The sequence below is a fragment of the Candidatus Proelusimicrobium excrementi genome (genome assembly GCF_937881865.1).
Lineage (GTDB): Bacteria > Elusimicrobiota > Elusimicrobia > Elusimicrobiales > Elusimicrobiaceae > Proelusimicrobium > Proelusimicrobium excrementi.
On sequence record NZ_CALGEO010000089.1, the window covers coordinates 1 to 5,472 of the forward strand.

4 protein-coding genes are annotated in these 5,472 nt (G+C 48.1%); all 4 read left to right on the forward strand.

Annotation, left to right across the window (positions count from 1 at the left end):
• A partial coding sequence (locus ACQY26_RS04070) for an FAD-dependent oxidoreductase (protein ID WP_428047837.1) occupies positions 1-1,834 on the forward strand: 1,834 nt, incomplete at its 5' end.
• 42 nt (positions 1,835-1,876) lie between these two features.
• A complete protein-coding gene (locus ACQY26_RS04075) occupies positions 1,877-3,394 on the forward strand; it encodes a hypothetical protein (RefSeq protein ID WP_428047838.1) in 1,518 nt (505 codons plus the stop codon).
• 23 nt (positions 3,395-3,417) lie between these two features.
• The gene (locus ACQY26_RS04080; protein ID WP_428047839.1) at positions 3,418-3,957 is read left to right on the forward strand and encodes a hypothetical protein; all 540 of its coding nucleotides are present in this window, start codon (positions 3,418-3,420) and stop codon (positions 3,955-3,957) included.
• 36 nt (positions 3,958-3,993) lie between these two features.
• On the forward strand, positions 3,994-5,472 hold a 1,479-nt coding region (locus ACQY26_RS04085; RefSeq protein WP_428047840.1), incomplete at its 3' end, for a hypothetical protein.

Sequence of the window (5,472 nt, forward strand, 5' to 3'; positions counted from 1 at the left end):
TGTTGTATGCTCCTGCTCGCCAAGAATGCACGAGGCTACATTCCGCAAGACAGCGGCTGCGGCAGGACTTAATCCGTATATGGTTGAAATTGCAAATATCCGCGAGCAGTGCTCATGGATTCACAAGGAAATCGCATCTGCAACCGATAAGGCTATTGTTCTCGGTAAAGCTGCAATTGCCAAGGTTCATCTGAATACACCTCTTACCGCAGGTGAAAGCCCTGTAGTAAAGCGCGCTCTTGTTATCGGCGGCGGTATTGCGGGAATCCAGACAGCTCTTGACATTGCAGAGGCAGGCTTTGAAGTTGATATTGTTGAAAAAGAGCCTACAATCGGCGGAAAAATGGCGCAGATTGACAAGACTTTTCCGACTCTTGACTGTGCCGCTTGTATACTTACTCCCAAAATGGTTGAGGCTGCACAGAATGAGAAGATTACAATTCACTCATTCAGCGAAATTGCCGATGTAAAGGGATTTGTTGGCAATTTCACAGTTACAATCAAGAAAAAGGCACGTTTCGTTGATGAAACAAAATGTACGGGATGCGGACTTTGTACAGAAAAGTGTCCCATGAAGAAAGTTCCCAACGAGTTCAATATGGGACTTGATAACAGAACGGCTGTATATATTCCTTTTGCTCAGGCTGTTCCCAAGGTTGCTACAATTGACCCGAATTACTGCATGATGCTTAAAAACGGTAAGTGCGGTGTATGCTCCAAGGTATGCTCCGTGGGTGCTATCGATTATAAGCAGACTGACCGCTTTGTTGAGCAGAAATATGGTGCGATCGTGGTTGCTACAGGATTTAATCCCATTAAGCTTGACAAATACGATGAATTTGCATACAGCTGGTGTCCCGATGTTGTAACATCTCTTGAGCTGGAAAGACTTATGAATGCGGCAGGACCAAACGGCGGTACGCTTCTTCGTCCCTCTGACAAGAAGCACCCTCATACTATTGTATTTGTTCAGTGCGTAGGTTCAAGATGTGACGACGAAAAGGGCAAGCCTTACTGCTCCAAAATCTGCTGTATGTATACCGCAAAGCACGCTATGCTTATACGTGAGAAATACCCTGATACAGAGGTTTATGTATTCTATATAGATGTTCGTACTCCCGGCAAGAATTTTGACGAGTTCTATCGCCGCGCCGTTGAGCAATATGGTGTACACTACATCAAGGGTATGGTAGGCAAGGTAACTCCAAAGGCTGACGGCACTATTGACGTTCAGGCTTCCGATTTGCTTTCAAACGAACAGCTTCATATTGACGCTGATATGGTTGTACTTGCGGCGGCTATTGAGCCCGACAAGACAGCCCGTCCCCTTGCTACAATGCTTACAACACAAATGGACACAAACGATTTCTTCACTGAGGCGCACCCGAAGCTCCGTCCAGTAGAATCCGCAACAGCAGGTATATTCCTTTCGGGAGCTTGTCAGGGACCAAAGGATATTCCCGAAACGGTTTCTCAGGCAAGTGCGGCGGCGGCAAATGCAAAAAATAGGGATTCTGCGGCGGCGAACGCCGTGGACGCTTTCCAAAAGGGCGCGACGGAAGCGGGAAAAGAGCTGCTTGAAAGTGACCTTGAAAAAGACGCCGGCGTTCTTGAAGTGAATGAAGCTGATTTAAGGGATAAATTGGAGCGGGCCGGCAACAGCGACGAATTGGCCGGTTTGGATAGTAAACTTAACGATGCTAAAAAAGAAGCTGACGATAAAGCCGAGAAAACCTGCGCCGAAGATCCTTTTGCAAATGTGGGCTGTGTTATGGGGCAGGTGCTGGACTTGGTAAAAACTTTAGGCGGCGCACTACTGGGCGGGATTTTTTAAATTTTATAAATCAATTTGTATTTATACAAAAAGGAGTCTGTTATGAAAAATATCTTAAATAAAATAGGGGCTGTTTCCAAGCCGGTAATATTCGGCGCGGCTTTGGGCGTAGCCACTGTTGCGGTTGGCGTAGGCGTAGCCACCAACCTGATGAGCGACGGGCCTAAAGGGGCCTCCGGCCGCGTTTTAAGCCAGTACAGCGGCGATACGGCTTCCGTAGGCTCAAGTGCGGGCGGTTATGACGCTTACTCAAAAGAAGCTTTGGAAGCGCAAATAGCCGCGGCCAGAGCGGAAAGAGAAGGCGGTACGGCCTTAGCTTATTTGGGTAATGCCGGTAAAGGCAGATTTGCTTATGGGGAGAAACCTTCCGCTTATGAAGGCGGCGTGGTCGACCCTATGGCTATGAGCAATACCGGTTATGAGGCCGAAGCCGGCGCGGAAGCGGCGGGCGGCACTCCTGATTTAAGCTCCGTAATGAATCAATTTAATGCAACCGCCGCCGCGGCAAACGCGCAAGCGGGTAAAGGCGGCGCGGCCGCAGGGGAAGAAGCCGGTACGGAAAAAGGTCAGCTTGAAAAAGCCGGAGCTTCCGCAACGCAGGTTAACAAACTTAACAGAAGCAACAGGATAGGCTTCTCCGGCAAAGGCGGGATTTCCGCCGGCGCATCCGGCGGGGTTCGCAATATGGGTTCTATACCCGGTGCGGTATCTTCCGACAGGCCCGGCCAGCAGGCGGTGCCTTCCGTAAATATGGGCAATGCCAATGCCGGCAATATCAGCGGCGTAGCCGGTGCAAAACACGGGCGCGTAGGCTCTTTGGGCGGCAGTAACTCCAGGGGCGGCGCAAACGGAAGCGGCGGAAGTGGCCAAGCATATTTTACCAGCTCTATGGGGGAACTTGTTTCCGCGCAGAGATATTCCGCTTTAGGGAAAAGCTCGGTATACGGTGATGCCGAAAAGGGTTTTGAACAAGCTTCCATGGCTTTTGACGGAGCAGGCGAAGTTACTGAAGGGGTACAGATTAACGGCGACACGCCTATAACTACAAAAGCGGCCAGCCTTGAAAGAGAAGCAAGTAATATTAAGAATAAAAATAATATAGGTAAAGGTATAGATAATATTACCAATGATTCAAATGCTCTTTCAGACGCTAAAAAAGGTATAATGGCGACTGTCATGACAATCGCTGCTTTGGCTATAGTAGGTATAGGTCTTGTTATGGCCTTAAAATCAAGTTTAATTGCATCTTGGATTGCCCCTGTTGTTGCGGCGGCTTTTGCGGCAGTTATTATAGGTTTGGGCATGGGCTTAATGGGAATGTATGTAAATCAAATTAAGCATTTGAGCACAGCCGGACTGAATGATCCCGGTGCATGGGGCCACATGAGATATTGGTTGCCTGCTGTGATTGGCGGATTGCCGTTCTTGGGCTTATTGGCTAGCGGTGCGGCGGAAGGAGCCAAGGCCGGATTGGTAATAGGAAAAATCCAAATGGCAATGATAGTGGGCGGCGGTATGGCACTGCTCAGCGGTTTGGGTGGTTTCTTCGGCGTTAATTAATAACTTGTTAATAGGGGAAAACAATGTTAAAAAAAGCTGATATAAAGCTATATGCTATAGCTTCTTTGGTAGGGCTGGGAATAGGTTTCGGTTTCAGGATTATTTCCGGCGCGGTTATAGAAGCTAATATAGCTAAACAGAAAGCTCAAATTGAAGCCGAACTTAAGGCCCAAGGGCTTTTGCCTCAGCGGGAGCCGCGCCGTCCTAAGCGGGATATTTATATCCCCATAGACAGGACGGGCCAGCAGAACAGGGCGGACAGTACCGAAATGTTCTTAAAATCAGCGGAGAGAACATTCGGCGCAAAGCAGGATAACGGGCTTGAAATCGTTGATTACGGTTCTCAGGTAAACGATTATCAGCGTCGCGTGGACGCCATTAAAAAGGCTGAAGCCGAAAAGCTGGCGCAGCGGCAAGCCCAGCAAGAAGCTTTAAATATCAAAACGGGCAGGGCTTCTTCGGCCGGGCGCAATACAAACGCTTCGGCGGAAAGCAAAGAAAACGGCACTAAGATTAATAAATTGAAGACTTCCAGCCTGAGGTCTTCCTCCTCAAGGAGATAGTGCTTAAACAGGATAAAGTTAAAAAAGGGTATCGGTATGAAAAACAAAAACATAGTTAGGGACAAAAATAAAAAGACTCCTTTTTATAAAGACAAAAAAGGAATATTGGCGGTTATTTTAATACTGTTGATGTTCCTGCTGACGGCTATGACTATGCCTATGTCGGAAATACCCCTGCTCGGGCGCATGGCTCATATATTCGGCCTTACGGATGAATCTATGCGTAATTTGACTTTGTCCGATTTCGCCGCTTATACTTTTGGCGTTGAGGGCGGGGGCAGGCTGGTCTCCGTCCGCAACGGCCAATATTCGGTTTATGAAAGTTCCGGCGGGCTTTCGCCTTTCGGTTCGCAAAGCTCCGACCGTCTTTTAGATGCAAAACAGGCTTACCTTAAAGAATTTGAAAAAACCGGCCGTTGGAATGCCTCCATTGCGGGTTCGGCCTCAGGCTATGATATTGACGATCCTGAAGGCATAGGCGTTTCCGAAGGGTACGGCAGGGCCGGTGCGGTCGCGCCGACTATCGGCGGAGCGGCAGGCGCAGATAACTACGGACAGCCTTTCGTAAAACCTTTTTCGGACGTCGCTTTGGATGACGCCTACGCCGCAGGCAATATTACTAAAACGGATTCTTCCGGCAGATTGATTTTAAGCGGCAGCGACAGATCTAAATTTATAAAACCTTCCGGCGAACAGGGTAAAATCCGTTCCGCCAGAAGCGACGAAAATTTTATGTATTTCCAAGCTTTGGATAATAAAGCTAAAAAATTAAAAGGCGGCAGGCTGGGCGCGTTTGGCGGTATAAACGCCATAACAAGCAGAGTAAGAACAAATATCGGCGGAAGCGGACAGTTAAATGTGTTCCGTAATTCCGGCAAGGATATGGGCCGCGTATATTATTTAAGCCGCATGGCTACCAGCCAAAAATATAATGACGTTTCCAAAAACCTGGTGGAAGCCGCCTGGGACGGCGGAGAAGTTGAAAGCGAAGATTTGATCGCCGAGGGGGAAGAAACGGAAAAAGTTTTAAACTCTTTGGACGCGCCTTCAAATATTATAAATAAGGCCGGCGGGGCGATTAACGCCTGTTCCACGGCAAAGAAGGCTCATAAAGCAAAAATGGAAAGCTTTGGGCAAAGCTTTAAAGAAATGAAGAAACAACTTTTTGAAGAAGCCTCTTATGACGGCAATCCTCCCGGTTCTTGCAGGAAGTTGCTGCACCCACGCGTGTACGCCAAAAGACAGGCCTGGAACGGAATCGTAGACGGCATGATTCAGCAGTGCGAATCAATGCGCGATAATGCCGATCAATATGCCGGCAAATGCGGTTTGAACTACGACAGAAACGTTTCCTGTTCTACATTAAACGGACTTAAATTAAAACAAGGCGGCGGCTTTTCTTACTTCGCTTTGTGGAAATGGATCAGGAGATGCAAAAGAGAAGTCATAACCGAAGGCTATGGCACGTTAAGCCCCAGCGACGCCAAACAAAAATCGGAGAACGTTATCAAAGAT

Excerpts from the sequence above, each read along its gene's own strand:
- ACQY26_RS04075 (WP_428047838.1), top strand. The coding sequence starts at position 1,877 with ATGAAAAATATCTTAAATAAAATAGGGGCTGTTTCCAAGCCGGTAATA.
- ACQY26_RS04080 (WP_428047839.1), top strand. The coding sequence starts at position 3,418 with ATGTTAAAAAAAGCTGATATAAAGCTATATGCTATAGCTTCTTTGGTA.